Origin of the sequence: Kitasatospora sp. NPDC085464 (assembly GCF_044541955.1) — a bacterium.
Taxonomy (GTDB): Bacteria; Actinomycetota; Actinomycetes; order Streptomycetales; family Streptomycetaceae; genus Kitasatospora.
Genome location: NZ_JBITTM010000009.1, coordinates 81,555 through 106,961 on the forward strand (window position 1 = coordinate 81,555; position 25,407 = coordinate 106,961).

Consider the following 25,407-nt stretch of genomic DNA (forward strand, 5'->3'; position numbering starts at 1 on the left):
TCCCTCTCGTTGAGCTGTCCCTCCATGAGCCGCCTTCCGGCGTGCGGCCGGTGACCGTCCGTCCTGCGGCCGGCCGCCGCTGGGGCCGCGCCGCCGCGTTCGCGGTGGGCGCCGTCGTGGGCTACGCCGCCGACGCCCGCTTCGCCGACCCGCGCCGGGGCCACCCGGTGGCCGTCTTCGGCAGCGCCGCCACCCGCCTGGAGCGGCGGCTGTGGCGCGACGACCGGGCGGCCGGGGCCGGGTACACGGCGCTGTGCGTGGGTACGGTCGCGGCGGGCGCGCTGGCCCTGGACCGTACCGTCGGCCGGCGACCGCTGGGCCGGGCCGCACTGGCGGCGGCCGCGACCTGGACCGTGCTCGGCGGCACCTCGCTGACCCGGGAGGCCCGCGCCATCGGCCGCTCGCTGCAGCAGGGCGACCTGCGGGCCGCGCGGGAGCGGCTGCCGCACCTGTGCGGGCGGGACCCGAGCGCGCTGGACGAGCAGCAGATCGCCCGCGCGGTGGTCGAGTCGGTGGCCGAGAACACCGCCGACGCCGTGGTGAACGCCCTGGCCTGGGGCGCCCTGGCCGGCACGCCCGGGCTGCTGGCCTTCCGCGCGGTGAACACCCTGGACGCCATGGTGGGCCACCGCTCGCCGCGCCACGCCCGGTTCGGCTGGGCCTCGGCCCGGCTGGACGACGTGGCGGGCTGGCCCGGCGCCCGGCTGACGGCCCTGCTGACGGTGGCCGCCGCCCCGCAGCCGCGGACGGCCTGGCGGGTCTGGCGGCGCGACGGCTCCTCGCACCCGAGCCCGAACGCCGGTCAGGCGGAGTCGGCGTTCGCCGGCGCGGTGGGCGTGCGGCTGGGCGGGACGCTGCAGTACGGCGAGCGCGTCGAGCACCGGCCGGTGCTGGGCGGGGAGCTGCGGCCGGTCACGGTCGACGACATCGAACGGGCCTGCACGCTCTCCCGGCGGGTGGGCGCGCTGGCGCTGGGTACGACGGTCGCGGGGCACGTCCTGCTGCGCGCGCTCCGTGGGAAGAGGGGAAGGGCATGACGAACGCGCTGCTGGTCGCCGGGACGACCTCGGACGCGGGCAAGAGCGTGGTCACCGCCGGCATCTGCCGCTGGTTGGCCCGCCAGGGCGTGCGGGTCGCGCCGTTCAAGGCACAGAACATGTCGTTGAACTCCTTCGTCACCGCCGACGGCGCCGAGATCGGACGCGCCCAGGCGATGCAGGCGCAGGCCGCCCGGGTGGAGCCGGAGGCGGCGATGAACCCGGTGCTGCTGAAGCCCGGCGCGGACGGCCGCAGCCAGGTGGTGCTGCTGGGCAGGCCGGTCGCCGAGGTGGGCGCGCTGGACTACCGCGAGCGCAAGCCCGTCCTGCTGGAACGCGCCCTGGAGTGCCTGGCCGATCTGCGCAGCCGCTACGAGGTGGTCGTCTGCGAGGGCGCCGGATCGCCCGCCGAGATCAACCTGCGCGACCGCGACATCGCCAACATGGGCCTCGCCACGGCCGCCGGGCTGCCGGTGGTGGTGGTCGGGGACATCGACCGGGGCGGGGTGTTCGCGGCGATGTACGGCACGCTGGCGCTGCTGTCCGCGGAGGACCAGCGGCACGTGGCGGGCTGGTTCGTCAACAAGTTCCGCGGCGACGCGCGGCTGCTCGCGCCCGGCCTGGAGATGCTGCACGGGCTGACCGGCCGTCCGGTGCTGGGCACCCTGCCGATGCTGCCCGGGCTGTGGCTGGACGCCGAGGACTCGCTGGACCTGTCGACCGTGGTGGACCGCGTCGACGGGCGCGGGCCGCTCGGGGCGGACGTGCTGCGGGTGGCCGTGGTGCGCTTCCCCCGGCTGTCCAACTTCACCGACGTGGACGCGCTGGCGCAGGAGCCCGGCGTCCTGGTGCGCTGGGCCACCAGGCCGGAGGAGCTGGCCGACGCCGACCTGGTGGTGCTGCCCGGCACCCGGGCCACCGTGGCGGACCTCGCCTGGCTGCGCGAGCGCGGCCTGGAACCGGCGCTGAAGGCGCGCGCGGCGGCCGGGCTGCCGGTCCTCGGGGTCTGCGGCGGCTACCAGATGCTCGCGCGCGGGATCGTCGACGAGGTGGAGTCCAAGGCGGGCGCCGTCGACGGGCTCGGCCTGCTGCCGACGCAGGTGCGGTTCGGCGTCGAGAAGGTGCTGGCGCGGCCGGTCGGCGAGGCGTACGGCCGGCGGGTCGTGGGCTACGAGATCCACCACGGGGTGGTGACCGTGGACGGCGGCGACAGGTTCATCTCCGACGACCGGGGGCAGAGCCTGGACGGCTGCCGGGCTGGATCGGTCTGGGGCACGACCTGGCACGGCGTGCTGGAGAACGACGGCTTCCGCCGCGAACTCCTGCGCGAGGTCGCCGACCTGGCCGGGCGGGCGTTCGTGCCGGCCCCGGACACCTCGTTCGCCGAGGCGCGCGAGGCCCGGCTGGACCGGCTGGGCGACCTGATCGAGGAACACGCGGACACCGACGCGCTGTGGAAGCTGATCGAGGGCGGGGTGCCGGCGGCCGGATCGCTGCCGTTCCTGGCGCCCGGGGCACCTGGGAGTGACGCATGACTGACGTCCGCTATCCGTTCACCGCGATCGTCGGCATGGCCGACCTGCGGCTCGGGCTGCTGCTGAACGCGGTCTCCCCCGCTGTGGGCGGCGTGCTGGTGCGCGGCGAGAAGGGCACCGCGAAGTCGACCATGGTGCGCGCGCTGGCCGGCCTGCTGCCGTCCATCGCCACCGTGGAGGGCTGCCGCTTCGCCTGCGACCCGGCCGCGCCCGACCCGCAGTGCCCGGACGGGCCGCACTCCGCCGCCGTGAGCCACGAACGGCCGTCCCAGCTGGTCGAGTTGCCCGTCGGCGTGGCCGAGGACCGGATCGTCGGCTCGCTGGACCTGGAGCGCGCACTGGCCGAGGGCGTCAAGGCGTACGAGCCCGGACTGCTCGCCCGGGCGCACCGCGGCGTGCTGTACATCGACGAGGTGAACCTGCTCCAGGACCACGTGGTGGACCTGCTGCTGGACGCCGCGGCGATGGGCCGCTCGTACGTCGAGCGCGAGGGCGTGTCGGTGCGGCACGCGGCCCGCTTCCTGCTGGTCGGCACGATGAACCCGGAGGAGGGCGAGCTGCGGCCGCAGCTGCTCGACCGGTTCGGCCTGACCGTCGAGATCGCCGCCACCCGGGACCCGGCCGAGCGCGCCGAGGTGGTCCGGCGCCGGCTCACGTACGACGCGGACCCGACCGGCTTCGCCGCGCGGTTCGCCGAGGAGGAGCGGTCGCTCGCCGAACGCATCACCGCGGCCCGGGAGTTGCTCCCCAAGGTCGAGCTGACCGATGTGGCGCTGCGTCAGATCACCGCGGTGTGCGCCGCGTTCGAGGTGGACGGCCTGCGCGCCGACATCGTGATGGCCCGCACGGCCGTCGCGCTCGCCGCCTGGGACGGTCGCACCGAGGTGCTGGAGGAGGACGTCCGTCAGGCCGCCCGGCTGGCGCTGCCGCACCGGCGGCGCCGCAACCCCTTCGACGCTCCGGGGCTGGACGAGGAGCAGCTGGAGCGGACGCTGGAGGAGCACTCCCAGGGCGACGACGATCCGGAGCCCGAGGGCGACGGCCCGGGCCCGGAGGGCGGCCCCGAGGGCGGCCCCGACGGCGGCGGCCCGGACGGCGGCGGGGCGCCCGAGCCGTCCGCCGACGGCGCACCGGAGGCGCCCGCGGAGGACGGACCGGACGGACCGGACGACGCGGAGCAGCAGCCGCAGCAGCCCGTCCCGACCCAACACCCCTCCCCCGCACGGGAGTCGGCGCCGGTCGCGGCCGGGGACCCGTACCGGACCAAGCTGTTCACCGTCCGCGGCACCGGCCACGGCGCCCAGGGCCGCCGCTCCCCCGCCGAGACCAACGGCGGCCACACCATCCGCGCCCGCCGCCCGCAGGGCGCGCTCGGCCGGCTCCACCTGACCGCGACCCTGCAGGCCGCCGCGCCGCACCAGGTGGCGCGCGGGCGCAGCGGCCGGGCGCTGGTGCTGCAGAAGGACGACTTCCGCGAACAGGTGCGCCAGGGACGGGAGTCCAACCTGGTGCTGTTCGTGGTCGACGCCTCCGGATCGATGGCCGCCCGGCAGCGGATGACCGCCGTCAAGGGCGCCGTGCTGTCCCTGCTGATGGACGCCTACCAGCGACGCGACAAGATCGGCATGATCACCTTCCGCGGCACCGGCGCCGAGCTGGCGCTGCCGCCCACCTCCTCCGTGGAGGTCGGCGCGGCCCGGCTGGAGTCGCTGCCCACCGGTGGGCGGACCCCGCTGGCCGAGGGGCTGCTGCGGGCCCACGAGGTGCTGCGGGTCGAGCGGCTGCGCGACCCGAGCCGCCGCCCGCTGCTGGTCGTGGTGACCGACGGCCGGGCCACCGGCGGGCGCGACGCGCTCGCCCGCTCCCACCGCGCGGCCGCGCTGTTCGCGGCGCAGGGCACGGCGAGCGTGGTGCTGGACTGCGAGTCCGGCCCGGTCCGGCTGGGCCTGGCCCGCACCCTGGCCGGGCAGCTCGGCGGCACCGCCGTCAGCCTGGACGAGCTGCGCGCCGAGGGCGTGGCCTCGCTCGTCCGCGAGAACCGTCCCACGACCGTCCGCGACAACCGCGCGACCACCCTGCGAAAGGCGGCCTGACCCATGCCCAAGGGCGTCCCCGAGAGCGTCCCCGACGACGGTCTGACGACCCGTCAGCGCCGCACGCTGCCGATCACCGCCGTGCACACCGGCCCCGGCAAGGGCAAGTCCACGGCCGCGTTCGGCATGGCGCTGCGGGCCTGGAACCAGGGCTGGCCGGTCGGGGTGTTCCAGTTCGTGAAGTCCGCCAAGTGGAAGGTCGGCGAGGAGAACGCGCTGCGCGTGCTCGGCGCCTCCGGCGAGGGCGGCACCGTCGACTGGCACAAGATGGGCTCCGGCTGGTCCTGGATCCAGCGCTCCGCCGAGCAGGAGATGACCAGCGAGGAGGCGGCCAAGGAGGGCTGGGAGCAGGTCAAGCGCGACCTCGCGGCCGAGACCTACCGCTTCTACGTGCTCGACGAGTTCACCTACCCGATGCACTGGGGGTGGATCGACGCCGACGAGGTGGTGTCCGTGCTCAAGGACCGCCCGGGCAGCCAGCACGTCGTCATCACCGGCCGGTACGCCCCCGAGGCACTGACCGACTTCGCCGACCTGGTCACCGAGATGACCAAGGTGAAGCACCCCATGGACGCCGGCCGCAAGGGCCAGCGCGGCATCGAGTGGTAGATCGAGTGGACCGTTGAGCACAATCCCCCGCCTCGTCGTCGCCGCGCCCTCCTCCGGTGCCGGCAAGACCACCGTCGCCACCGGCCTGATCGCGGCGCTCGCCGCGCGCGGGCTGGCGGTGTCGCCGCACAAGGTCGGCCCGGACTACATCGACCCGGGCTACCACGCGCTCGCCGCCGGACGCCCGGGCCGCAACCTGGACGCCTTCCTGTGCGGGCCGGAACGGATCGCGCCGCTGTTCCTGCACGGCGCGGCGGGGGCCGAGGTCGCGGTCGTCGAAGGCGTCATGGGCCTGTTCGACGGGGCCTCGGGGCGCGGCGAGCTGGCGTCCACCGCGCACGTCGCAAAGCTGCTGCGGGCACCGGTGGTGCTGGTGGTGGACGGCTCCTCGCAGTCCCGCTCGGTGGCCGCGCTGGTGCACGGCTTCGCCTCCTGGGACCCGCAGGTGCGCCTGGCCGGGGTGATCCTCAACCGGGTCGCCTCCGACCGGCACGAGCACCTGCTGCGCGAGGCCCTGGAGGAAGGCTCCGGCGTGCCGGTGCTGGGTGCGCTGCGCCGCTCGGCGGCGGTCGCCACGCCGTCCCGCCACCTCGGGCTGATCCCGGCGGTGGAGCGCTCGGCGGAGGCGCTGAAGGCGGTCGCCGACATGGGCGACCTGGTCGCCTCCTCCGTCGACCTGGACGCCCTGCTGGAACTCGCCCGCACCGCGCCCGACTTGGACGCCGAACCGTGGGACCCGTCGGCCGAGGTCACCCCGGTGGCCGGGCGGCCGCGGATCGCGGTGGCGGGCGGCGCGGCGTTCTCCTTCTCGTACGCCGAGAACGCCGAACTGCTCGGCGCGGCAGGGGCGGAGGTCGTCCCGTTCGACCCGCTGACCGCCACCGCGCTGCCGGCCGGGACGGCCGGGCTGGTCATCGGCGGCGGCTTCCCGGAGCTGTACGTACGGGAGTTGAGCGGGAACGCCGCACTGCGCTCGGCCATCGCCGCGTTCGCCGCCTCGGGCGGGCCGATCGCCGCCGAGTGCGCCGGACTGCTCTACCTGGGGCGGGAGTTGGACGGCCTGCCGATGTGCGGCGTGCTGGACACCGGCGCCCGGATGACCGAACGCCTCACCCTCGGCTACCGGGAGGCCGTCGCGCTGCACGACTCGCCGCTCGCACCGGCCGGCACCCGGCTGCGCGGGCACGAGTTCCACCGGACGGTGTGCGAACCGGGCGCGGGCGAACACCCCGCCTGGGGCTGGCACTTGCCGACCGGGCCGCGCACGGAGGGCTTCGCCGGGAGCAATGTGCACGCCTCCTACCTGCACCTGCACTGGGCGGGGGCGCCCGCGCTGGCGTCGTCCTTCACGGCCGCGGCGGCCGCCCACGGCGGCAGACCGTAGGATCCGCCCATGCATGTGATCGTCCTCAACGGCGGCTCCAGCTCCGGCAAGTCGAGCATCGCCCGCTGTCTGCAGGAGCTGCTGCCCGAGCCGTGGCTGCACCTCGGCGCGGACACCATGGTCGACGCGCTGCCGCCCGCGCTGCGTGACGGCGGCGAGGGCATCGGCGGCCTGGACGGCGGGGACGGGACGGTCGAGGTCGGTCCGGCCTTCGCCCGGCTGGACGCCGCGTGGACGATCGGGGTGGCGGCGATGGCCCGGGCCGGCGCCCGGATCCTGGTGGACGAGGTGTTCCTCGGCACCACCGCCTCGCAGGCCCGCTGGCGGGCGGCGCTGGACGGCCTGGACGTGCTCTGGGTCGGCGTGCGCTGCGAGCCTGCGGTGGCCGCGGCCCGGGAGGCCGCACGCGGCGACCGGGTGGCCGGGATGGCCGCCGCGCAGGCGGAGGCGGTGCACGCGGGGGTCGCGTACGACCTGGTGGTGGACACCTCACGGGCCTCCGCCACCGAGTGCGCCCGCACCATCGCCGCGCGGGTGGGCGCGGCGCAGGCCTGACGGCGCGGCCCAGGCCCGACGGCGCGGCCGTCACGGGGCGGGTCGCCATGGGGTGGGCCGTCATGCGGCGGGCCGTCATGCGGCGGGTGGGCGCCGCGCGGGCCGTCGCGGCGTGGGCCGGCGCCGGGTCCGTCCGCGCGGCGCCGGGTCAGTCCCGGTCGAGCAGCGAGGCGAGGTAGCGCGCCGTCTCCTCGCGCAGTTCCTCCGGCGCCGGCGTGCGCAGGTGCCCGCTGCCGGCCGTCGCGTTGAACAGCACCCCGTCGCACCAGCGGACCAGCCGCCGGGCGTCGGCCACCGGGTCGGCCGAGCCGCACCGGGCGAGCAGGGCGGCGGCGATGTCGGCGAAGCGCGCGCCCAACCTGTCGTAGACGGCGCGCAGTTCGGGCCTCCGGGTGGCCTCCAGGGCGAGTTCGAGGCGGGCCAGGGTGACCTGGCGTCCGGTGGTGAGCGCCTGGAGGAGCAGGTCGGCGCCGACCCGTTCGAGCAGTTCCCGGGGCGAGGCGTCGGCCGGGGGCTCGCCGGTGAGGACGGGGTGGTCCTCGGTCTCCCGCGCGACGATCCGGACCAGCGCGACCTCCAGCAGGGCGGCCCTGGTCCGGGCGAGGTTGGAGGTCGATCCGGTGGGCAGCCCGGCCTCCTCGTCCACGGCGCGGTGGGTCAGCCCGCGCAGGCCGCGTTCGGCGATCAGGGTGATGGCGGCGTCGGCGATCAGGGTCGGTCGCGGGGGTGTCATGGGTCCGATCATGGCCTTTCTCCTCGGACGATCCCAACCCACTACGGCAGCAGCCCATCGGAACTACATGTGTAGTACGGTACGCACAGCGGCAACTACAGCCGTAGTGCGAGTGTCGGAGAGGAGCCCACCCATGGGCAGGCACCAGGCGATCGTCATAGGCGGCGGCATCGGCGGGCTGGCCGCCGCCCTCGCCCTCCACCGGCAGGGCGTCCCCGTGACCGTCCACGAGCGCGCCGCCTCGCTCGAACCCGTCGGCGCCGGACTCGCCCTCGCCCCCAACGCCCTGCGCGCCCTCGACCGGCTCAGCGTCGGCGCACGCCTGCGCTCCCTCGCGAACAGTCACCCCGCCGTCGGCCTGCGCCACCCCTCCGGCCGCTGGCTCGCCCGCACCGACACCGCCACCTTCGAGGCCTGCTTCGGCGACACCATCGCCGCCGTCGCCCGCGCCGAGGTCATCGCCGCACTGGTCGACGCCCTCCCGGAGGGCACCGTCCGCACCGACTCGCCCGCCTCGCTCGTCAGCCCCGGAAGCGCCACCGAACCCGCCGTCGTCCGGACCCCGGACGGCGAGCGGTCCGCCGCACTGGTCGTCGCCGCCGACGGCATCCGCTCCGCCACCCGCGGCCTGCTCTTCCCCCGGCACCCCGGCCCCCGCTACAGCGGCTTCACCACCTGGCGCACCATCGTCACGCCCGCCCGCCGACCGGCCGCCGTCGGCGAGGTCTGGGGACGCGGACGGCTCGCCGGGGTCGTCCCGCTCGCCGACGGCCGGGTCTACGTGTACGGCGCCGCCCTCGCCCCCGCCGGCACCCGGGCCGCCGCCGGCGACGAGAAGGCCGAACTCCTGCGCCACTACGGCACCTGGTGCGCCCCCGTCCCCCAACTCCTCGCGCTCGCCGAGCCCGACCGCGTCCTGCGCCACGACGTCTGGGACCTCGCCGACCCCCTGCCCGCCCACCACCTCGGCCGGGTCGCCCTCCTCGGCGACGCCGCCCACGCGATGTGCCCCTTCCAGGGCCAGGGCGCCTGCCAGGCCATCGAGGACGCCGTCGTGCTCGCCGCCCCGCTCACCCCCGCCACGGACCCCGTCACCACCCTCCCCGCCTACACCGCCGCCCGGCTCCCCCGCACCACCGCCATCGTCACCGGCTCCCGCCGCATCGGCGACCTCGTCGCCCTCCGCACCCCCGTCGCCACCCTGCTCCGCACCACCGCGCTCACCCTCGTCGGCCTCCTCCCCGCCCGCGCCCTGCTCAGCCGCTCCGCCGGGACCTACGACTGGCAGCCGCCCGCCCTGGGCGGAGCGGCCTGAGGAGCGGCCGAGGCGCGGCGGCGGCGCTCCGCGGTGCACGCGGCCGGGCGGCGTACGGCCCGTGGGCCGTGCGGCGGACCCGGCCGGGGAGCCGTCAGACGCCGTTGCCGAAGGGGCCGCCGCCGGCGGTGCCACGCAGGGCGTCGGCGCGCCAGCAGGCGGCGCAGCGGAGGCGGGTGTAGATCGTCACCGCGCCCATGAAGACGTCCTCACGACCGTCGGCCGGGGACGGGGAGGCTGCGGGCCCGCCGCAGTCCAGGCAGGGGCGGTGGGGGCGGGCGGCGACGGAACAGGCCCGGCAGATCAGGTGGGTGGGGCACTCGGCGTGCACGACGACGGGCTGGGGGCCGCCGTCGAGCAGGTGGTCGCACCAGGTGCAGGACTGGTCCTCCTGCGCCGCCAGCATCCGGGCCCGGGTCTCCCGCTGCCACGGGGCGGCCTGCTGCAGCGGGACGGTCACCGGCGGGCCCCACCCGGCGGCGGCGAGCCACCGGGCGCCCTCCGCACCGGCCGCCCGCAGCTGGTCGCCGACGGCGATGTCCCTGGGCGTCCTGTCCTTCATCGGACCTCTCCTCCGGTGCTGTTCCACAGGGTCCGCAGGTGCGGGCTCCGTGGGGTCAACGCAGCCGGGCGGCCGCCGGACACGCGCCGCTGCCCGACGCCCGGCCCGGGTCGGGTGCCGGGTGCCGGGTGCCGGGTGTGTGGGCGCCGGGTGGCCGGGGCTCAGTCGAGGAGCGGCTCGGTGTCGCCGTGCGCGACGAGGAGCTTGCGCAGCAGCCCGTCGAGCTGGGCGCGCTCGTCGTCGTCGAGTGCGGCGAGGATGCGCTCCTCGTTGTCGACGTGGCCGGCCAGGGCGCCGTCGATGAGGTCCTTGCCCGCCGGGGTGAGGCGGATCAGGACGGCGCGGCGGTCGTCCGGAGAGGGGTTGCGCTCGACCAGCCCCTTGGCGCTCAGCCGGTCGACCCGGTTGGTGATGGCGCCGGAGGTGACCATGGCGGCCTTGAGGAGGGCGCGGGCGTTGAGCTCGTAGGGCGCGCCGGAGCGGCGCAGGGTGGCCAGGACGTCGAACTCGGAGGAGTCCAGGCCGCAGGTGGTGAAGTACTCGCGCAGGGCGCTGTCGACCCGGACGTTGAGCCGCCGCAGTCGGCCGATCAGGCCCATGGCGCCGGGGTTCAGATCGGGACGGGTCCTCGCCCACTGCTCGACGATGTCGTCGACGGTGTCGCGCTGCTGCATGGTCTGCGCCTTCCTGGCTCTGCTTCCGGGAGACCCCCGCCCGAATATCTTAACCTTCACATACTTGACGTTCGCCTACCTTGGCGCGTAGAACTTATCTCAACGTTCAGATAATCAACGTTGAGGGGATGGCCGTCATGGACCGCAAGCGCGCAGGAATCGCCGCCACCGCTGCACTCGCCCCGGCTGCCTGGGGCACGACCTACCTGGTCACCACCCAGCTGCTGCCCGAAGGCCGCCCGCTGCTGCTCGCCGCACTGCGCGCCCTGCCCGCCGGGCTGCTGCTGCTGGCGATCGGCCGCAAGCTGCCCAAGGGGCGCTGGTGGGGGCGGGCGGCAGTACTGGGGATGCTCAACATCGGGCTGTTCTTCCCGCTCATGTTCGTCGGCGCGTACCGCCTGCCCGGCGGGGTCGCGGCCACCATCGGGGCGATCCAGCCGCTGCTCGTCGCCGGGTTCTCGATCGGAGTGCTCGGCGTACGGCCCGGGCGGCGCACACTGTTCGCCGGACTGGTCGGGGTCGCCGGGGTCGCACTCCTGGTGCTCAAGAGCGGCGCCCGGCTGGACGGCATCGGGATCACCGCAATGGTCATCGGGATCGCGCTGATGGCCATGGGCACCGTCCTCACCCGCCGCTGGGGCCGCCCCGAGGGCGCCACCCTGACCGACCTCACCGCGTGGCAGCTGCTCGCCGGCTCGGTCTTCCTGGTCCCGCTCGCGGCGTTCGTCGAGGGCGCGCCGCCCGCGCTGAGCGCCGCCAACCTGGCCGGCTTCGCCTACCTCGGCCTGTTCAGCACCGCGCTCGGCTACGTCCTGTGGTTCCGCGGCATCGCCCACCTCGGCGCCGGCCCGGCCTCGTTCCTCGGCCTGATCAACCCGGTCGTCGCGACCGTCGGCGGCCTCGTCGTCCTCGGCCAGACCCTCACCGGCTGGCAGGTCCTCGGCCTCCTGCTCGCCCTCGGCGCCCTGGTCGTGGGCCAGGCCCCCGCCCGCAGGACCGCCGCCCCGGCCCCCACCCCGGCCCCCGCCGCCGTTGCTGCTCCGGCCGCGGTCCCGGTCCGGGTCCCGGCAGCCACTCGCTGACCGAGCAGCGCCACCCCCTCACCGCTGTCCCGTCGAGCACCGCTCGGCGGGGCAGCGGCATGCGCGCGCACGGGAGGTGACCGCCCGGGGGTCAGCCGGTGGCGCGGATGTAGATGTCGGCGGCGCCGGAGAGGCCGCCGGGGATGGCGGCCACGTAGATACGGCGGGTGGCGGAGGTGCGCGTGGGTGTGGGCGTGGCGGTGGGGGTCGGGGTGACGGTCGCCGTGGGAGTGGGCGTGATGACGGCGGGCTCGCCGTCGGGAGCGGGGGTGACCTCCGGGGTCGGGGTGGCCTCCGCATCGGAACCGGCGTCCGGATCGGCGTCCGGGTCGACATCGGGGTCCGCCTCGGAGTCCGCCTCGGGGGCGAGGGCGGTGGCGTCGCCGGTGGGAGCCGGAGCGGCGGAGGACGACGGCCCGGACGGCCCGGACGGCGAGGAGTGCGAGGAGTGCGAGGAGTGCGAGGAGTGCGAGCAGGACCGGGAGGGGGACGGGGACGGGGACGGAGAGGCCTCGGCCTCAGGGAAGACGGACGGCGAGGGGACCGGAGACGGCGGAACGGACGGCGAGGGGACCGGAGACGGCAGAGCGGACGGCGAGGAGCTCGGAGACGGCGGAGTGACCGGCCCCTCCGGGAGCTCCGGCGCCTCGGCCGGCTCGTCGCCGCCGAGGGCGGCGACGAGGTCGGGCGGAAGGGGGGCGGCGAGGCCGGGGGCGGGGAGGTCGTAGGCGCTGAGGAAGTCGCCGAGGCCCGGGGCCTTGCCGCCGCCGAGGCGGTAGTGGAGGTAGGCGATGGGGGCGCCGTCGGAGGTGTGGGCGTAGACGGCGCCGACCGGGACGTAGTACCGGCCGACGCCGGGGTGCTGGGAGGGGTGGAGGCCGGCCAGGCGTTCGGCGCGGTCGCGGTCGGTCTCGTGGCCGGGGCTGCCGAGGGTGAGCGCGTTGACGCCGCGCACCACGAGGGCGGCCCCGACGGACACGCACAGCACCAGCCCGACGGCGACGGTGCGCCGCAGGACGGGTCGGCCGTGCAGGGCGGGCCAGGAGTCGGTCACCATGCGCTCGGGTGGGATGCCGTCCACGGGTTGCTGCTCCCCCTCGATCAGGACGTTCGATCCGGTTGGTCGATCAGGACGTCACACTGTGCTCGACGTGGGACCGTAGTCGAGAGTTCCTCAGCCCAGGTAGGCGGGGGCCACCGCAGCCTTGGTGACCGGCTGCGGGCTGCCCGAGCCGTCGGCCGGGACGGCCCACAGGTCGGCGCCGTAGTCGCCGGGCAGGGCGTAGAGCAGGGTGCCGTCGCCGGACCAGAGCGCCTGGTCGTCGATGTTGCGCTGCTCGGCGGTGGCGGTCTCGGTCATGGTGGCGAGGTCGAGCACGTACAGCCGCCACGGGGCGTCGTCGGGGAGGCCGGGGACGCGCTTCTTGTACGCGATGCGGGTGCCGTCCGGGGAGAGGGAGGGGCATTCGACGTTGTCGTGCAGCGCGGTGAGGGTGCGGGCGGCGAGGTCGCCGCGGACGAGGTGGGTCTGTCCGCCGCTGGCGACGGTGGCGTAGAAGGTGTTGTCGTCGGCGAAGGTGACGCCCCAGATGTTGATGTCGTGCGCCTGGGACGGGTGGCCGTCCAGGATGATCGCGAAGTCCTCCAGGTTCTCCCGGAGGTTCCAGTCCCGGACGTCCACGATCGAGGTGCGGGTGGAGAAGTTGCTGCCCGCGTACGAGTCGCCGCTGACGAACACCGTCCAGGCGGCGAGGTGCCCGGACGGCGAGACCCGGGAGCGGGTGGGGATGCCGGCGGCGGGGAAGGAGCGCCGTTCATGCAGGTGGTCGTCGAGGATGACGGCCCGGTAGGTGTCCTCCAGCGCGCCGCGCTGGGCCTGGAGGCAGATGCCGGTGCCCGCGGCGGCGTGGAAGCGCAGGCACTGGACGCCGGAGGCCGTGCGGGGGCCGTCGGGGTGGTCGGCGGCGACGGTGGTGATCTCGTCTCGGTGCGGGCCCCAGGCCATGTTGCGGAACATCAACTGACGTCCGCTGCTCGGGGCTTGGAGGGAAACGGTGCCGGGCCGGACGGAGGGGCCGCCGGGCTGGGCCTGGTCCCGGCGGGCGGTGCGGTCGGCCGCGTACAGGACGGCCCCGGTGCCGACCGCGCCGAGCAGCACGACGGCGACCAGCAGGATGATCACCCTGGTCCGGTTCTGCAGGTTCACGAACTCTCCTCGACGGCGACGGGTCCGGCTTCTGGCGCGGCATCGGATGCGGCCTCGGCTTCGGCTTCGGCTTCGGATGCGGCATCGGATGCGGCATAGGGTTCGGCTACTCGTCCGGCGACGTGCCCGGCGGCGGGTCCGGCTTCGCCTGCCGCCGGGCCGGCCGGGCGCAGCACCGCCGACGCGCCGAGCACGCACAGCGCCAGCGCCCCCGCCGACCAGCCCAGCGCCGTCGGGCCGCCGACCGCGCCCCACAGCGCGCCGAACAGCAGCGAGCAGGCGAACCGGGCCAGCGCCTGCCCGGTGCCGACCAGGGCGAGTCCGGCGCCGCGCTGCTCGGCCGGCACGGCGTCGGCGGCCGCGGCGGCGAGCACGCCGTCGGTGGCCGCGTAGAACGCGCCGTGCAGCACCAGGACGCAGATCACCGCCGGCAGTCCGCGCAGCGGCGAGAGCAGCACCCCGTACGCGAGGAGCAGCACGCCGTGCCCGGCGAGGAAGAGCCGGTGGCGGCCGATCCGGTCCGCGAGCGCCCCCAGCGGGACGGCGAGCAGCAGGAAGGCGGCGGCGGTGCCGAGCGGCAGCAGCGGGAAGAGGGTGACGGACAGGCCCAGTCGGCGCTGGGCGAGCAGGTAGAGGAAGGAGTCGCTGACGGTGGTCAGCCCGAGCAGGACGGCGCACAGGGTGAGGCGCCGGAGTCCGGGCAGGCGCAGCAGGGTGAGGCTGTCGCGCAGCGAGGGAGCGGAAGTTGACGATTCGTCAGCACGTTGCTGCTGCTTCGGCACGAACAGCAGCAGGATCAGCACGCCGAGGGCGGCGACGCACGAGCTGACCGTGAACACCGCGTCGTAGCCGTGCCGTTCGCCGCCGTCGGCGAGCAGCGGGCCGCCGGCCAGCCGCAGCACCAGGAAGGCGGTGAGCGGGCCGAGCAGGGCGCCGGCCGTGTCCATCGCCCGGTGCACGCCGAACGCCCTTCCGCGGTGGGCGGGTTCGGTGGCGAGGGAGATCATCGCGTCCCGGGGTGCGGTGCGCAGGCCCTTGCCGGTGCGGTCGATGGCGATCACGGCGCCGATCATCGGCACGGAGTGGACGAGCAGCAGCAGCGGGCGGCACAGCGCGGAGAGCCCGTACCCGACGGCCGCGACGGCCTTGTGGCGGGCGGCGCCGTCGCGGCCGCGGCGGTCGGCGAGGTGGCCGCCGGCGAGCCGGACGAGGGCGCTGAAGCCGTTCTGGATGCCGTCGAGCAGGCCGAAGCCGAGCGGGGAGAGGCCGAGCCCGGTGAGCAGGTAGAGGGGGAGGACGGCGGTGACCATCTCGGAGGAGATGTCGGTGACCAGGCTGACGGCGCCGAGGGCGAGCACCGTTCCGGGGACGGCGGCCCGTCGCGCCGGTCCTGCGGCCGGGGCGACGGGTGCCTTCGAACTGCGGGAGTCCGCGACGTACACGGGCGTCAGTTCCAGATGCCGGTGATGTCGGTGGCGCCGGCCGAGTTGCCCGCGTGGGCGTCGAGGCCGGCCAGGTCCTCCAGGGTGTGCAGCACGTCGTAGTGGTTGTAGGTGGTGGCGGTGCTGCTGCCCGGGGTGACGTGGGCGCCGTAGACCAGGGTCGGGATGCGGTTGCCGGCCATCCCGTCGTTCTCGTCGAAGGTGACGACGAGCAGGCTGTTGTTGCTCTTCGCCCACTGCGCGTAGGCGTCGAGGTTGCTCTGCAGCCAGGAGTCACCGGTGCCGACGGAGCAGTCGTGCATGTCGTCGCAGAGGTCCGGGACGACGAAGGAGACCTTGGGCAGGGTGCTGAAGTCGGTGGGGAACGCGTCCATGGTGTTCGCGCTGTCAGTGGGCACGTTGCCGAAGCCGAACCACGGGTTGTGCTTCTGCGCGTAGTTGTCGACGCGGCAGTCGGTGGCGCCCTGCTGGGGCAGGCCCTCGTTGTAGCTGGCCCAGGTCTGCCCGGCGGCGAGCAGTTCGGAGGCCAGGTTGGGTGCCTGCAGCGCGCCGACGTGCACGCAGCTGTCGTCCACGATGCCCTGGGTGCTGCCGGAGAACAGCGCGTAGTAGTTGGGCTGGCTGGGGTGGGTGAGCGCGTGGGACTGGGTCAGCTGTGCGCCGCCGGCCACCAGGGTGTCGTTGATGTACGGGGCGTCGGGGCTGCCGACGACCTGCGAGTAGGCGTGGTTCTCCAGCACCACGACGACCACGTGGTCCGGCGCGGGCAGGCCGGCGGCGGTGTCGGCGGCCGCGCTGCCGCCCGCGGACCAGAGGCCCAGCGAGCCGGCGGCCAGGCCGAGCCCGGCGGCGAGGGTGGTCAGCGGGCGGATCCTGCAGCGGCGGGCGGGGCGCGGCGCGGCGGACCGGGCCGGGGTGGCTCCGGCAGTGGGGGCGGAGTCGGGGGCGGGGACGCCGGGGGTGCGCGGTCGTGCGATGGCCATGGGGTCCTCCGGAGGTCGGGGCTGCCGGGGCAGGAGCGCCGAAAACAGTAGGAGCGCGTGGGTGTCGTGTACGGCACAAGACAAGTGAAGAACAGACGAACAGCTGCCGCGACCGGGCCGTCCGGTTCGTGGACGTGCAGCGTTCCGGCCGGCGAGCCGAAGTCCCGGCCCCGGCGCTCCGGCACGAGCACCGCGCCCGGCGGCGGACGTCACACCGGTCGCGATTGACCCTCTCCGGCCGCCCGTGGTGGGATCGCGGAGGCCGCTGCCGAGGGGCCGGGAACGGCAAGGAGCGCGGTACGTGATCGGACTGGTCGCCATCGACGGGCCGGGCCGTCCGCTCGCCGACGAGCTGCACGCGCTCTGGCCGGAAGGCAGCCACGTCCACCGGGCCTCGCGCGGCAACTGCTCCCAGCCGCCCGACGTCCTGCACTTCGCGCTCCACCGGTACCGGGCCGTGGTCGCCGTCGCCCCGCTCCCGACCGTGGTCTCCCTGCTCACCGGCGGGCTCGTCGACCTTCCACGCGGCACGGTCCTGCTCTGTGTGGACCCGCAGCGGCGCTGGGTGATCCCGATGGCCGGCGGGGACGCGGCGGAGGAGCTGTCCGTCGAGGTGGCGGCCGCCCTCGGCGTCACCCCGGTTCCCACCGGCCACGCTCCGTGGGCCGGGGTGCCCGAAGCGCCGGTCGCACCCGTCGGACCGGTCGCACCTGTCGAGCAGGTCGCGCCCGAGGCCCCCGAGGACGCCCCGATCCTGCGGGTCACCGACCGGGAGGACCCGGGCGACGGCGATCTGCTGGTGCTCCCGCGCACGCTCGTCGTCGGGGTCGGCGCCGCCGGCGCCGCCGAGCGGACCGAGCTGGTGCGACTGCTGGACGCCACGCTCAAGGAGGCCGGCCTGGCCCGCGCCGCGGTGGCCCGGCTGGCCACGGTGGCCGGCAAGGCGGACCACCCGGCGGTGCGCTGGGCCGCGTTCTGCCTGGGCGGGATTCCGGTGGACGGACACCCCGCGGAGGAGCTGGCGGGCGTACCGGTGCCGAACCCGTCCGCGGCGGTCGGGGCGGCCGTCGGTACGGCGAGCGTCGCCGAGGCGGCGGCGCTGGCGAGCGCACCGGGCGGGCGGCTCGTGGTCGCCAAGCGGAAGTCGACGATGGCGACGGTGGCGATCGCACGCGCGACGGCGGTGCGTGGCCGACTCGTGCAGGTCGACCTCGGGACCGGCCGGCCCGACCTGCCGGGGGCGGGCACCCCGGGGGCCGGTGCCCCGGGGGCGGGCCCCACGGGAACCGACGCGGCGCAGCTGTACGTACCGGCCGAACTGCGGGACGCCTCCGCGGTGGTGGGGACTCCCGAGGCCCTCGACGCACTCGCGGCGATCGAGGCGGCGGCCGGGCCGCTCCGGCCGACGACGCGGCGGATCGCGGTGGACGTCGCCGCCGGGACGACGGCGGACGGCTCCGGGGCGCCGCTGGACCCGGCCGGAGCCGCCGCACACCTCGCCGCCCACGGACACACCGTCGCCCTGGTCACCCTCGGCGACGGCGCCGGACTCGCCGTGCCGCCCGGCCCGTACGAGCTCCGCCACGTGCCCGCACCGGCCACCCGGGCCGCCCCCGCCGACACCGACAGCGACAGCGACAGCGACGCCCACCCCGCCGACCCCGCCGACCCCGCCCAGCACCAGGGAGACCCCGCGTGACCGCCCCCGAACCCGACCTGCGCCACCACGGCGACGCCGAGGTCCGCGCCGACGGGCTCGGCCTGATCGACCTCGCCGTCAACGTCCGCACCGGAACGCCCCCGAGCTGGCTGCGCGAGCGCCTGGCGGCCACCCTCGGGGACCTCGCCGCCTACCCCGACCAGAGCGCCGCCCGCGCCGCGGTGGCCGCCCGGCACGCCCGCCCGGTGGACGAGGTGCTGCTCACCTCGGGGGCCGCGGAGGCCTTCGTCCTGCTGGCGCGCACCCTGACGGCCCGTCACATCGTCGTTGTTCACCCGCAGTTCACCGAGCCCGAGGCGGCCCTGCGGGATGCCGGACACCGGGTGCACCGGGTGCTGCTCTCCCCAGGGGACGGCTTCCGACTGGGCGCCGTCCCCGAGGAGGCGGACCTGGTCGTCCTCGGCAACCCGACCAATCCGACCTCGGTGCTGCACCCCGCCGAGGCCGTGGCCGCGCTCGCCCGGCCGGGGCGCACCCTGGTGGTGGACGAGGCGTTCATGGACACCGTGCCGGGTGAACGGGAGTCCCTCGCCTCCGTACGGGCCCTGCCCGGCCGGGTCGTCGTCCTGCGCAGCCTCACCAAGACCTGGGGACTGGCCGGGCTGCGGATCGGTTACGTGCTCGGGCCGGCGCCGCTGATCGCCGAACTCGCCGCCGCCCAGCCGCTCTGGCCGGTCTCCACCCCGGCCCTGGCCGCCGCCGAGGCCTGCAGCACCCCGGCCGCACTCGCCGAGGCCGACCGGGCCGCCGACGAGCTCGCCCGCCGGCGCGACCACCTGCTGACGGGCCTGGCCGCCTTCCCGCAGGTGCGGTGGTACGGCGAACCGGCCGCCTCCTTCGTCCTGGTCCGGCTGCCGGACGCCGCCGCCGTCCGGGGGCGCCTGCGCGAGCACGGCTTCGCCGTCCGGCGCGGGGACACCTTCCCGGGCCTGGGCGAGGAGTGGCTGCGGATCGCCGTCCGGGACGAGGAGACCACCGACCGGTTCCTCAAGGCCCTTGCGGCGGTGCTCAGTCCAGCCTGAGCCGGTCGCCCGTCCGGATCCGCCCGGGCGCCAGCACCTGCGCGTACACCCCTGCGCAGGGCAGTGCCGGCATGCCCTCCAGCGGGACCACCCGGTTCCGCTCGGCCGGGATGCGCAGGGCCTCCGGGCGGCGGGGCAGCGGGCCGTGCCGCAGGGTGGGGACGGCGCACCGCGGGGTGGCCGCCACGACGCGCAGGCGCAGCGTCGGACCGACGGCCAGCTCGCGCCCCACCCAGGCGTTCTCGACGAAGCCCTCACCGTCGGTGCGGATCACCAGGTTCGGCCGGTAGCGCTCGGCCTCGCAACCGGTGGCGCGCAGCGTCGAGGTGGTGATCAGGTGCAGCGGAGCGAAGTCGAAGAAGCCGCCCTCGGGCGCGGCACGCCCCAACTCGTTGACGGTGAAGCCGACTTCGGCGGCGATGCCGTGCGCCAGCACCTCCTCCGGCACGGCCCGCTCGACCGTCGCACCGGGCGGGCGTCCGGCGACCAGCGCGACCTTGCGGCCGAGCGCCTCGGACAGCTCCGCCTCGTCCGCGACGTGCCCGTCCGGACCGGTGATCGTCACGCCGCCGTCCGCCGTGGCCGCCGCCGCGTACCCGAGCAGGCCCGCCCAGAGCCGGGGGTGCTTGGCACTGGCGACCCGCCCGGTCGCCGGGTCGAGCAGCGCCCGCTCCCGGTCCCCGGCCAGACCGCGGCCGGTGACGTCGACTGCGTCCAGCTCCTCCCCCAGCAGGGACTTCACCGGGTAGCGCCGCAGCCGCTCGACCGGGCCCACGTCGAGGCCGGAGCCGGCGCGCGCGTCGGCCCCGCTCAGCACTCCTCCTCCACCCACGCCCGGAGCGCCTCGAAGTGCAGCTCCCGCAGGCCGAACCGGGGATCGACCCAGAGCGCCACGGCCGGGGCCGGGTGGTTCGCCTCGATCCACTCGATGTCCTGCGGGCCGAGCTCGTCGTCGACCCAGACGAACGGCCGCCCGGCCGCCCAGGCGACCAGGTCCCGGGTCTTCCAGTGCAGCCCGTCCGGGTCCGTACCGAAGATCTCCGTCCAAGGGACGTAAGGGAGTTCGGGCAGCCCGATGTTCGGGCCGATGAGGGCGTTCGCGTCGTCCGTCCAGGTGGTGGCCCACACCAGCTCGTACGGCAGCGCCAGCAGCTCCGGCCCGTGCCCCGGGTTCAGCCACACCCGCAGCGGCTCCACCTGCTGCCGCGGCTGCGGCGCGTGGCGGGCGACCCACGTCTCGGGGAGCAGCCGGTGGGTGCGGTAGCCGTCCGGCTGACGGGCCCCGGGCGCGGCGTAGGGATTGAGCGGTCCGTCCACGTCCAGGAAGAGCAGCGGCTGTCCGTTCATGCGGCGGCCGCCCACTCCCGCAGGGTCGCGAAGTCGTCCGCCAGCAGGCCTGTTCGGGGGTTGACGTGCAGGGTGAGCGCCGGCCCGGCGTGGTTCTCCGCGATCCACTCGGCGTCCTGCGGGCCGAACTCGTCGTCGACCCAGACGAACGGCCGCCCGGCCGCCCAGGCGACCACGTCCCGGGTCTTCCAGTGCAGCCCGTCCGGGTCCTCGCCGAACATCTCCGTCCAGCGGATGTACGGCAGTTCGGGCAGTCCGATGTTCGGCCCGATGTGGGTGTTCGCCTCACTCATCCAGCCGGTGGCCCACACCAACTCGTAGGGCAGCGCCAGGAGTTCGGGGCCGTGCGCCGGGTTCAGCCAGACCCGCAGCGGCTTCACCCGGCCGACCGGGCGCTTGGCGTGCTTCGCCCGTGTCGCCAGCCTGGCCTGTGCCGCCGCCAGCCGCTCCTGCTTCGCGATCCACCAGGTGGGCCGCAGGCGGAAGGTGCCGTAGCCGTCCGGGCGCCGCTTCGGCGCGGCGAAGGGGTTGAGTGGTCCGTCCACGTCGAGGAGGAGCAGGGGCTGCTGGGTCATGTCATGAATTCTCGTTCCGGCGCCGACAGTTGACCAGCGATTTGCCGGTCGCCGTCGGGCCCCTCCCCGGGCCCGGCGAGGCGCTCGGCGCAAAGCCCGCAGGCCCCTCCCCGGTGCGGGGAGGGGCCTGCGGGCTTTGCACGCACACCACGGGGGCGTCGGATCAGACCTGGCCGGCCTTCTCCAGGGCCTCGCAGCAGGTGTTGATCAGGAGGCGGGTGACGACGTAGGGGTCGACGTTGGCGTTCGGGCGACGGTCCTCGATGTAGCCCTTCTGCTCCACCTCGACCTGCCACGGGATGCGGACGGAGGCACCGCGGTTGGAGACGCCGTAGCTGTAGACGTTCCACGGGGCGGTCTCGTGCTTGCCGGTGAGGCGGGACTGGATGTCGTCACCGTACTGGCTGACGTGCTCCAGCACCTTCTCCTGCGAGGCGCCGAGCGACTCGCAGGCGGTGATGATGGCCTCGTAGCCCTCGCGCATCGCCTTGGTGGAGAAGTTGGTGTGCGCACCCGCGCCGTTCCAGTCGCCACGGGCCGGCTTGGCGTCGAGGGTGGCGTCGATGCCGAACTCCTCGGCGGTGCGGTAGAGCAGGTAGCGGGCGATCCACATGTCGTCCGAGACGGTCAGGGCGTCGACCGGGCCGATCTGGAACTCCCACTGGCCGGGCATGACCTCGGCGTTGATGCCGCAGATGGCCAGGCCGGCGTCGATGCAGCGGTCCAGGTGCAGCTCGACGATCTCGCGGCCGAAGACCTCCTCGGCGCCGACGCCGCAGTAGTAGCCGCCCTGCGGGGCCGGGAAGCCGCCCTCCGGGAAGCCGAGCGGGCGGGAGCCCTTGAAGAAGGTGTACTCCTGCTCGATGCCGAAGATCGACTCCTGCGAGGCGTACTTCTCGGCGACCTCACGCAGCAGGGCTCGGGTGTTGGACTCGTGCGCGGCGCCGTTCGTCTCCAGGACCTCGCAGAGGACCAGGATGTTGTCGCCGCCGCGGATCGGGTCCGGAACGACCTTCACCGGCTCCAGCACGCGGTCCGAGGCGTGGCCCTCGGCCTGGTTGGTCGAGGAACCGTCGAAGCCCCAGGTCGGGATCTTGTCGGCGTTGGGCAGGACGCGAGTCTTGGAACGGAGCTTCGCGGTCGGCTTGGTGCCGTCGATCCAGATGTACTCGGCCTTGATTGCCACGGCTTGTCCCTCGCATTGCTGGGTGGTGGGTGCCCGCGTAGCGTCGCAAGCCGCCGTTTCCCGGTTGTTCCTCTCATGTAACGCGCATGTGAACCAACCGTCCGCATTGGCACGGTCACAGTGCGGGAGTGCCGGGGGTGGCACTCCCGCCCCGCGCGGTGCACGCACCCCTCCCCGGGGGCCCTCCGCGGACCGGCCGCCGGGGCCGGGGCCGGTCACCGCAGCAGTCGGCGGCCGGCCCCGGTCACGACGGCGCCTCAGTGCCGGCGGGCGTGCGCGGCCCGGCGGCGCCGGGTGGCCCACAGCGCCGCCGCCCCGCCCGCGACCAGGGCGGCGGCCCCGGCGGCCAGCGGGCCGGTCGCGCTGCTGCCGCCGGTGGTGGCCAGCCGCTCCGGCTGCGCGGACTTCCCGGCCCCGGCCGGCGGGACGGCGGCGTGCGAGGTGGTGGTGTCGGCCACCGGCCGGGCGGCGGGCGCGGTGCTCGGGGCGTTCGTCGCGGACGGGGCGACCGACGGCGCGGAGGGCTTCTCGCAGCCCACCGAGGCGACGGTGACCTTGCCGCTGACCTTGGCGACGTTCAGGTTCAGCGGGTTCACCTCGACCTGCACCTCCAGGGCCGAGGCGGCGGCGGTGGTCGAGGTGGTGGTCTTCTTGGAGAACTCCACCGTGACGCTGCCGATCAGCGGCACGTCCACCTTGGTGGGCCCGTACAGACCGACGGTGACCGGCTTGCCGAGCACGGTCAGCTTGGCCGGCGCGACCACGTCGGCGGTGGGCTGCCCGTCCACCGGGCAGGTTGCCTCGGCGCTCATGGCCTCCAGGCCGAGCAGCGCGGTGGCGGGCAGGCCGGGGGCGTGCACGTCGGCGTTGACCAGCTTCACGGAGGCGGTGGCGCCCTTGGCGTCGACGCGGGTCGCGGACTTGCCGACGTCGGCCTTGACCAGGGTGACCGGGCCCTGCTGGTCGACGCCGTCCACCGTGGCGGTGAGGACGGATCCTCCCCCAGCCTCCGGCCGGGGGGACCCCCCTCGCTGTGCGGGCGACTCCACCTTGTTCAGTGCGATGTTCACCGGGACGTCCACGGCGTTGTTCAACAGCTTGACGTCCAGCGCGACTTCGGCGGTGACGGCGCGGGCTTTGCCCGGGGAGGGCTCGGCCGACGGGGCGACCGGGGCGGCCTGGACGGGCCCGGCGGTGAGCAGCGTGCCCGCCGCCATCACGGCAGTGGCGGCGGCGACGGCAGTTGCAGAAACGATTCGGTGAGCAGACAAGGCGGTACCCCCACACAGATGGAACGATGAGCCGCCAGTCTTCTCGAACAATCCGTCACATGAGCAACACGGAACGTCATTTCACCCGTTGGAGTGAGATTGCCGTTCCGCGCTGACCTGACTCTGCTACGAGCGGGCCTCAGGCCAGCCGCCAGTCCACCGGCTGCGCCCCCTGCCGCACCAGCAGCTCGTTGGCCCGGCTGAACGGCCGGGAGCCGAAGAAGCCGCCGCTCGCCGAGTACGGGCTCGGGTGCGCCGACTCGATCGCCGGGACGGCCCCCAGCAGCGGCCGCAGGTTACGGGCGTCCCGCCCCCACAGGATCGCCACCAGCGGGCCGCCGCGCGACACCAGCGCCCGGATCGCCTGCTCGGTGACCTCCTCCCAGCCCTTGCCGCGGTGCGCGGCGGGCTTGCCCGGCGCGGTGGTCAGCGCGCGGTTGAGCAGCAGCACGCCCTGCTGCGTCCACGGGGTGAGGTCGCCGTTGGACGGCTGCGGCAGGCCCAGGTCGGTGCCGTACTCCTGGTAGATGTTGATCAGGCTCGCCGGGATCGGGCGCACCTCCGGCGCCACCGAGAAGCTGAGCCCGACGGCGTGGCCGGGCGTCGGGTACGGGTCCTGCCCGACGATCAGCACCCGCACGTCGGCGAACGGCTGCTGGAAGGCCCGCAGCACGTTCGGGCCGGAGGGCAGGTAGGTGCGGCCTGCGGCCAGCTCGGTGCGCAGGAAGTCGCCCATCGCGGCGACCCGTCCGGCGACGGGTTCCAGGGCGGTGGCCCAACCGGGCTCGACGATCTCATTCAGTGGACGCGGTGCCATGGTCGCCACCCTATCGGCCTACACCGACAGGGCGTTCCGGCGGATGATCATGGGATCGAGGGCCGCCGGAGGCCCGTTCCGCGGGCCCCGCAGCGGCCCGGCGGCGGACCCGGCGGACCCGGCGGACCCGCCCCGCCGCACCCGACCCGCCGTCAGCCGATCGGCTTCCCCCGCAGCACCACCAGCTGCGGGTCCGCGAGCACCCGGACGTCCGCCCGCGGGTCCTGCGCGTACACCACGAAGTCCGCCGGCGCGCCCTCCTCCAGGCCGGGCCGCCCCAGCCACCGCCGCGCGCCCCAGCTCGCCGCCGACAGCGCCTCGGCCGGGCTCAGGCCCGCCTTCACCAGCTCCGCCACCTCGTCCGCGACCAGCCCGTGCGCGAGCGAGCCGCCCGCGTCCGTGCCGACGAACACCGGGATGCCCGCGTCGTGCGCCGCGCCGACGGTGTCGTACCGGCGCTCGTGCAGCCGCCGCATATGCGCCGACCAGGCCGGGAACTTGGCCTCGCCGCCGGCCGCGAGGTCCGGGAAGGTCGCGATGTTGACCAGGGTCGGGACGATGGCGACGCCGCGCTCGGCGAAGACCGGGATCAGCTCCTCGGTCAGCCCGGTGGCGTGCTCGACGCAGTCGATCCCGGCCGCCAGCAGGTCCGGCAGCGACTCGGCGGAGAAGCAGTGCGCGGTGACCCGCGCGCCCTCCTCGTGCGCCGCCGCGATCGCCTCGGCCAGCGCGTCGCCGGGCCAGCAGGCGGCCAGGTCGCCGCGGTCCCGGTCGATCCAGTCGCCGACCAGCTTGACCCAGCCGTCCCCGCGCCGGGCCTCGGCCCGGACGTAGGCGGCCAGGTCGCCGGGCTCGATCTCGTGCGCGTAGTTGCGGATGTAGCGGCGGGTGCGGGCGATGTGCCGCCCGGCGCGGATGATCCGGGGCAGGTCCTCGCGCTCGTCGATCCAGCGGGTGTCGGCGGCCGAGCCGGCGTCGCGGATCAGCAGGGTGCCGGCGTCGCGGTCGGTGAGCGCCTGCTTCTCGCTGGTCTGCGCGTCCACCGCGCCGTGCGCGTCCAGGCCGACGTGGCAGTGCGCGTCCACCAGGCCCGGCAGCACCCAGCCGGTCACCGTCCGGACGTCCCCGGCGGTCGGCGGGCGGGTGAAGCTCACCCGGCCGTCCACCACCCAGAGTTCGTCCCGGACGTCCTCCGGACCGACCAGCACCCGACCCCGCACGTGCAGCACCGCGCCATCGCTCATGGCCGCACTCTACCG

The 25,407-nt window shown here is 75.3% G+C and carries 24 protein-coding genes; 10 read left to right on the forward strand and 14 right to left on the reverse strand.

From position 1 onward, the window contains the following. The first annotated feature begins 50 nt into the window (after positions 1-50). Genes ACIGG8_RS10120 through cpt form a run of 6 tightly spaced genes read left to right on the forward strand, consistent with a single transcriptional unit; the run spans position 51 to position 7,213 of the window. Positions 51-1,037 carry a cobalamin biosynthesis protein gene (locus tag ACIGG8_RS10120; protein ID WP_350521310.1) on the forward strand — a complete coding sequence of 329 codons (987 nt, stop codon included), beginning with the start codon at positions 51-53 and terminating at the stop codon, positions 1,035-1,037. Continuing rightward, a complete protein-coding gene (locus ACIGG8_RS10125; protein ID WP_396546861.1) occupies positions 1,034-2,572 on the forward strand; it encodes a cobyric acid synthase in 1,539 nt (512 codons plus the stop codon). Before ACIGG8_RS10120 ends, ACIGG8_RS10125 begins: the two co-directional genes overlap by 4 nt. Next, positions 2,569-4,665, forward strand: coding sequence for a putative cobaltochelatase (locus tag ACIGG8_RS10130; RefSeq protein WP_396546863.1), 2,097 nt, complete (start codon positions 2,569-2,571; stop codon positions 4,663-4,665). Before ACIGG8_RS10125 ends, ACIGG8_RS10130 begins: the two co-directional genes overlap by 4 nt. 3 nt (positions 4,666-4,668) lie before the next feature. Next, the gene (cobO, locus tag ACIGG8_RS10135) at positions 4,669-5,274 is read left to right on the forward strand and encodes a cob(I)yrinic acid a,c-diamide adenosyltransferase (protein WP_350521313.1); all 606 of its coding nucleotides are present in this window, start codon (positions 4,669-4,671) and stop codon (positions 5,272-5,274) included. 13 nt (positions 5,275-5,287) lie between these two features. Beyond that, positions 5,288-6,658, forward strand: a complete 1,371-nt coding sequence (locus ACIGG8_RS10140; protein ID WP_396546865.1) for a cobyrinate a,c-diamide synthase — start codon at positions 5,288-5,290, stop codon at positions 6,656-6,658. A 15-nt stretch (positions 6,659-6,673) separates the two neighbouring features. Next, complete coding sequence (gene cpt, locus ACIGG8_RS10145; protein WP_396547014.1) at positions 6,674-7,213, forward strand: chloramphenicol phosphotransferase CPT; 540 nt, start codon at positions 6,674-6,676, stop codon at positions 7,211-7,213. Between the two features lie 148 nt (positions 7,214-7,361). Here cpt and ACIGG8_RS10150 read toward each other — a convergent pair whose 3' ends face one another. After that, positions 7,362-7,946, reverse strand: coding sequence for a TetR/AcrR family transcriptional regulator (locus tag ACIGG8_RS10150; protein ID WP_396546867.1), 585 nt, complete (start codon positions 7,944-7,946; stop codon positions 7,362-7,364). A 133-nt stretch (positions 7,947-8,079) separates the two neighbouring features. Between ACIGG8_RS10150 and ACIGG8_RS10155 the strand changes: the two genes are divergently transcribed. Then, the gene (locus ACIGG8_RS10155; protein WP_396546869.1) at positions 8,080-9,261 is read left to right on the forward strand and encodes an FAD-dependent monooxygenase; all 1,182 of its coding nucleotides are present in this window, start codon (positions 8,080-8,082) and stop codon (positions 9,259-9,261) included. A 94-nt stretch (positions 9,262-9,355) separates the two neighbouring features. Here ACIGG8_RS10155 and ACIGG8_RS10160 read toward each other — a convergent pair whose 3' ends face one another. Beyond that, positions 9,356-9,823, reverse strand: a complete 468-nt coding sequence (locus ACIGG8_RS10160; RefSeq protein WP_396546871.1) for a hypothetical protein — start codon at positions 9,821-9,823, stop codon at positions 9,356-9,358. Between the two features lie 161 nt (positions 9,824-9,984). Then, a complete protein-coding gene (locus ACIGG8_RS10165) occupies positions 9,985-10,497 on the reverse strand; it encodes a MarR family winged helix-turn-helix transcriptional regulator (RefSeq protein ID WP_396546872.1) in 513 nt (170 codons plus the stop codon). Positions 10,498-10,625: 128 nt separating this feature from the next. Here ACIGG8_RS10165 and ACIGG8_RS10170 point away from each other — a divergent pair, with 128 nt between their 5' ends. After that, positions 10,626-11,579, forward strand: a complete 954-nt coding sequence (locus ACIGG8_RS10170) for an EamA family transporter (protein ID WP_396546874.1) — start codon at positions 10,626-10,628, stop codon at positions 11,577-11,579. Between the two features lie 91 nt (positions 11,580-11,670). Here the strand turns inward: ACIGG8_RS10170 and ACIGG8_RS10175 are convergent, their stop codons facing one another. The 4 genes from ACIGG8_RS10175 to ACIGG8_RS10190 form a co-directional block, all read right to left on the reverse strand. Beyond that, positions 11,671-12,660 carry a hypothetical protein gene (locus tag ACIGG8_RS10175; protein ID WP_396546876.1) on the reverse strand — a complete coding sequence of 330 codons (990 nt, stop codon included), beginning with the start codon at positions 12,658-12,660 and terminating at the stop codon, positions 11,671-11,673. 93 nt (positions 12,661-12,753) lie between these two features. Continuing rightward, on the reverse strand, positions 12,754-13,779 hold the full coding sequence (locus tag ACIGG8_RS10180) for a TolB family protein (RefSeq protein WP_396547016.1): 1,026 nt from the start codon (positions 13,777-13,779) through the stop codon (positions 12,754-12,756). Between the two features lie 2 nt (positions 13,780-13,781). Next, positions 13,782-15,227, reverse strand: a complete 1,446-nt coding sequence (locus ACIGG8_RS10185; RefSeq protein WP_396546878.1) for an MFS transporter — start codon at positions 15,225-15,227, stop codon at positions 13,782-13,784. Between the two features lie 5 nt (positions 15,228-15,232). Next, positions 15,233-16,210, reverse strand: coding sequence for an alkaline phosphatase family protein (locus ACIGG8_RS10190; RefSeq protein ID WP_396546880.1), 978 nt, complete (start codon positions 16,208-16,210; stop codon positions 15,233-15,235). Positions 16,211-16,511: 301 nt separating this feature from the next. On the opposite strand from ACIGG8_RS10190, the gene ACIGG8_RS10195 reads away from it, so the two are divergent. Together ACIGG8_RS10195 and cobC are read left to right on the forward strand one after the other, a co-directional pair. Next, positions 16,512-17,909 carry a cobalamin biosynthesis protein gene (locus ACIGG8_RS10195; RefSeq protein WP_396546882.1) on the forward strand — a complete coding sequence of 466 codons (1,398 nt, stop codon included), beginning with the start codon at positions 16,512-16,514 and terminating at the stop codon, positions 17,907-17,909. After that, on the forward strand, positions 17,906-18,952 hold the full coding sequence (cobC, locus tag ACIGG8_RS10200; RefSeq protein WP_396546884.1) for an Rv2231c family pyridoxal phosphate-dependent protein CobC: 1,047 nt from the start codon (positions 17,906-17,908) through the stop codon (positions 18,950-18,952). Before ACIGG8_RS10195 ends, cobC begins: the two co-directional genes overlap by 4 nt. On the opposite strand, the gene ACIGG8_RS10205 is transcribed toward cobC, so the two are convergent. The 7 genes from ACIGG8_RS10205 to ACIGG8_RS10235 form a co-directional block, all read right to left on the reverse strand. Further along, on the reverse strand, positions 18,939-19,769 hold the full coding sequence (locus ACIGG8_RS10205; RefSeq protein ID WP_396546885.1) for an MOSC domain-containing protein: 831 nt from the start codon (positions 19,767-19,769) through the stop codon (positions 18,939-18,941). The genes cobC and ACIGG8_RS10205 overlap by 14 nt on opposite strands. Continuing rightward, positions 19,763-20,299 carry a hypothetical protein gene (locus ACIGG8_RS10210; RefSeq protein WP_396546887.1) on the reverse strand — a complete coding sequence of 179 codons (537 nt, stop codon included), beginning with the start codon at positions 20,297-20,299 and terminating at the stop codon, positions 19,763-19,765. Before ACIGG8_RS10210 ends, ACIGG8_RS10205 begins: the two co-directional genes overlap by 7 nt. Continuing rightward, on the reverse strand, positions 20,296-20,874 hold the full coding sequence (locus tag ACIGG8_RS10215) for a hypothetical protein (protein WP_396546889.1): 579 nt from the start codon (positions 20,872-20,874) through the stop codon (positions 20,296-20,298). The genes ACIGG8_RS10210 and ACIGG8_RS10215 overlap by 4 nt, the downstream gene beginning before the upstream one ends. A gap of 163 nt (positions 20,875-21,037) precedes the next feature. Next, on the reverse strand, positions 21,038-22,060 hold the full coding sequence (gene glnII / locus ACIGG8_RS10220; RefSeq protein ID WP_396546891.1) for a glutamine synthetase GlnII: 1,023 nt from the start codon (positions 22,058-22,060) through the stop codon (positions 21,038-21,040). Positions 22,061-22,317: 257 nt separating this feature from the next. Continuing rightward, entirely contained in the window at positions 22,318-23,382 is a 1,065-nt protein-coding gene (locus ACIGG8_RS10225) for an SCO1860 family LAETG-anchored protein (RefSeq protein WP_396546893.1), read from the reverse strand. Positions 23,383-23,470: 88 nt separating this feature from the next. Next, the gene (locus ACIGG8_RS10230) at positions 23,471-24,148 is read right to left on the reverse strand and encodes a uracil-DNA glycosylase (protein WP_350521330.1); all 678 of its coding nucleotides are present in this window, start codon (positions 24,146-24,148) and stop codon (positions 23,471-23,473) included. A gap of 152 nt (positions 24,149-24,300) precedes the next feature. After that, positions 24,301-25,392 (reverse strand): amidohydrolase family protein, encoded by a 1,092-nt coding sequence (locus tag ACIGG8_RS10235; RefSeq protein ID WP_396546895.1) that lies wholly within the window; start codon positions 25,390-25,392, stop codon positions 24,301-24,303. Positions 25,393-25,407: the final 15 nt, after the last annotated feature.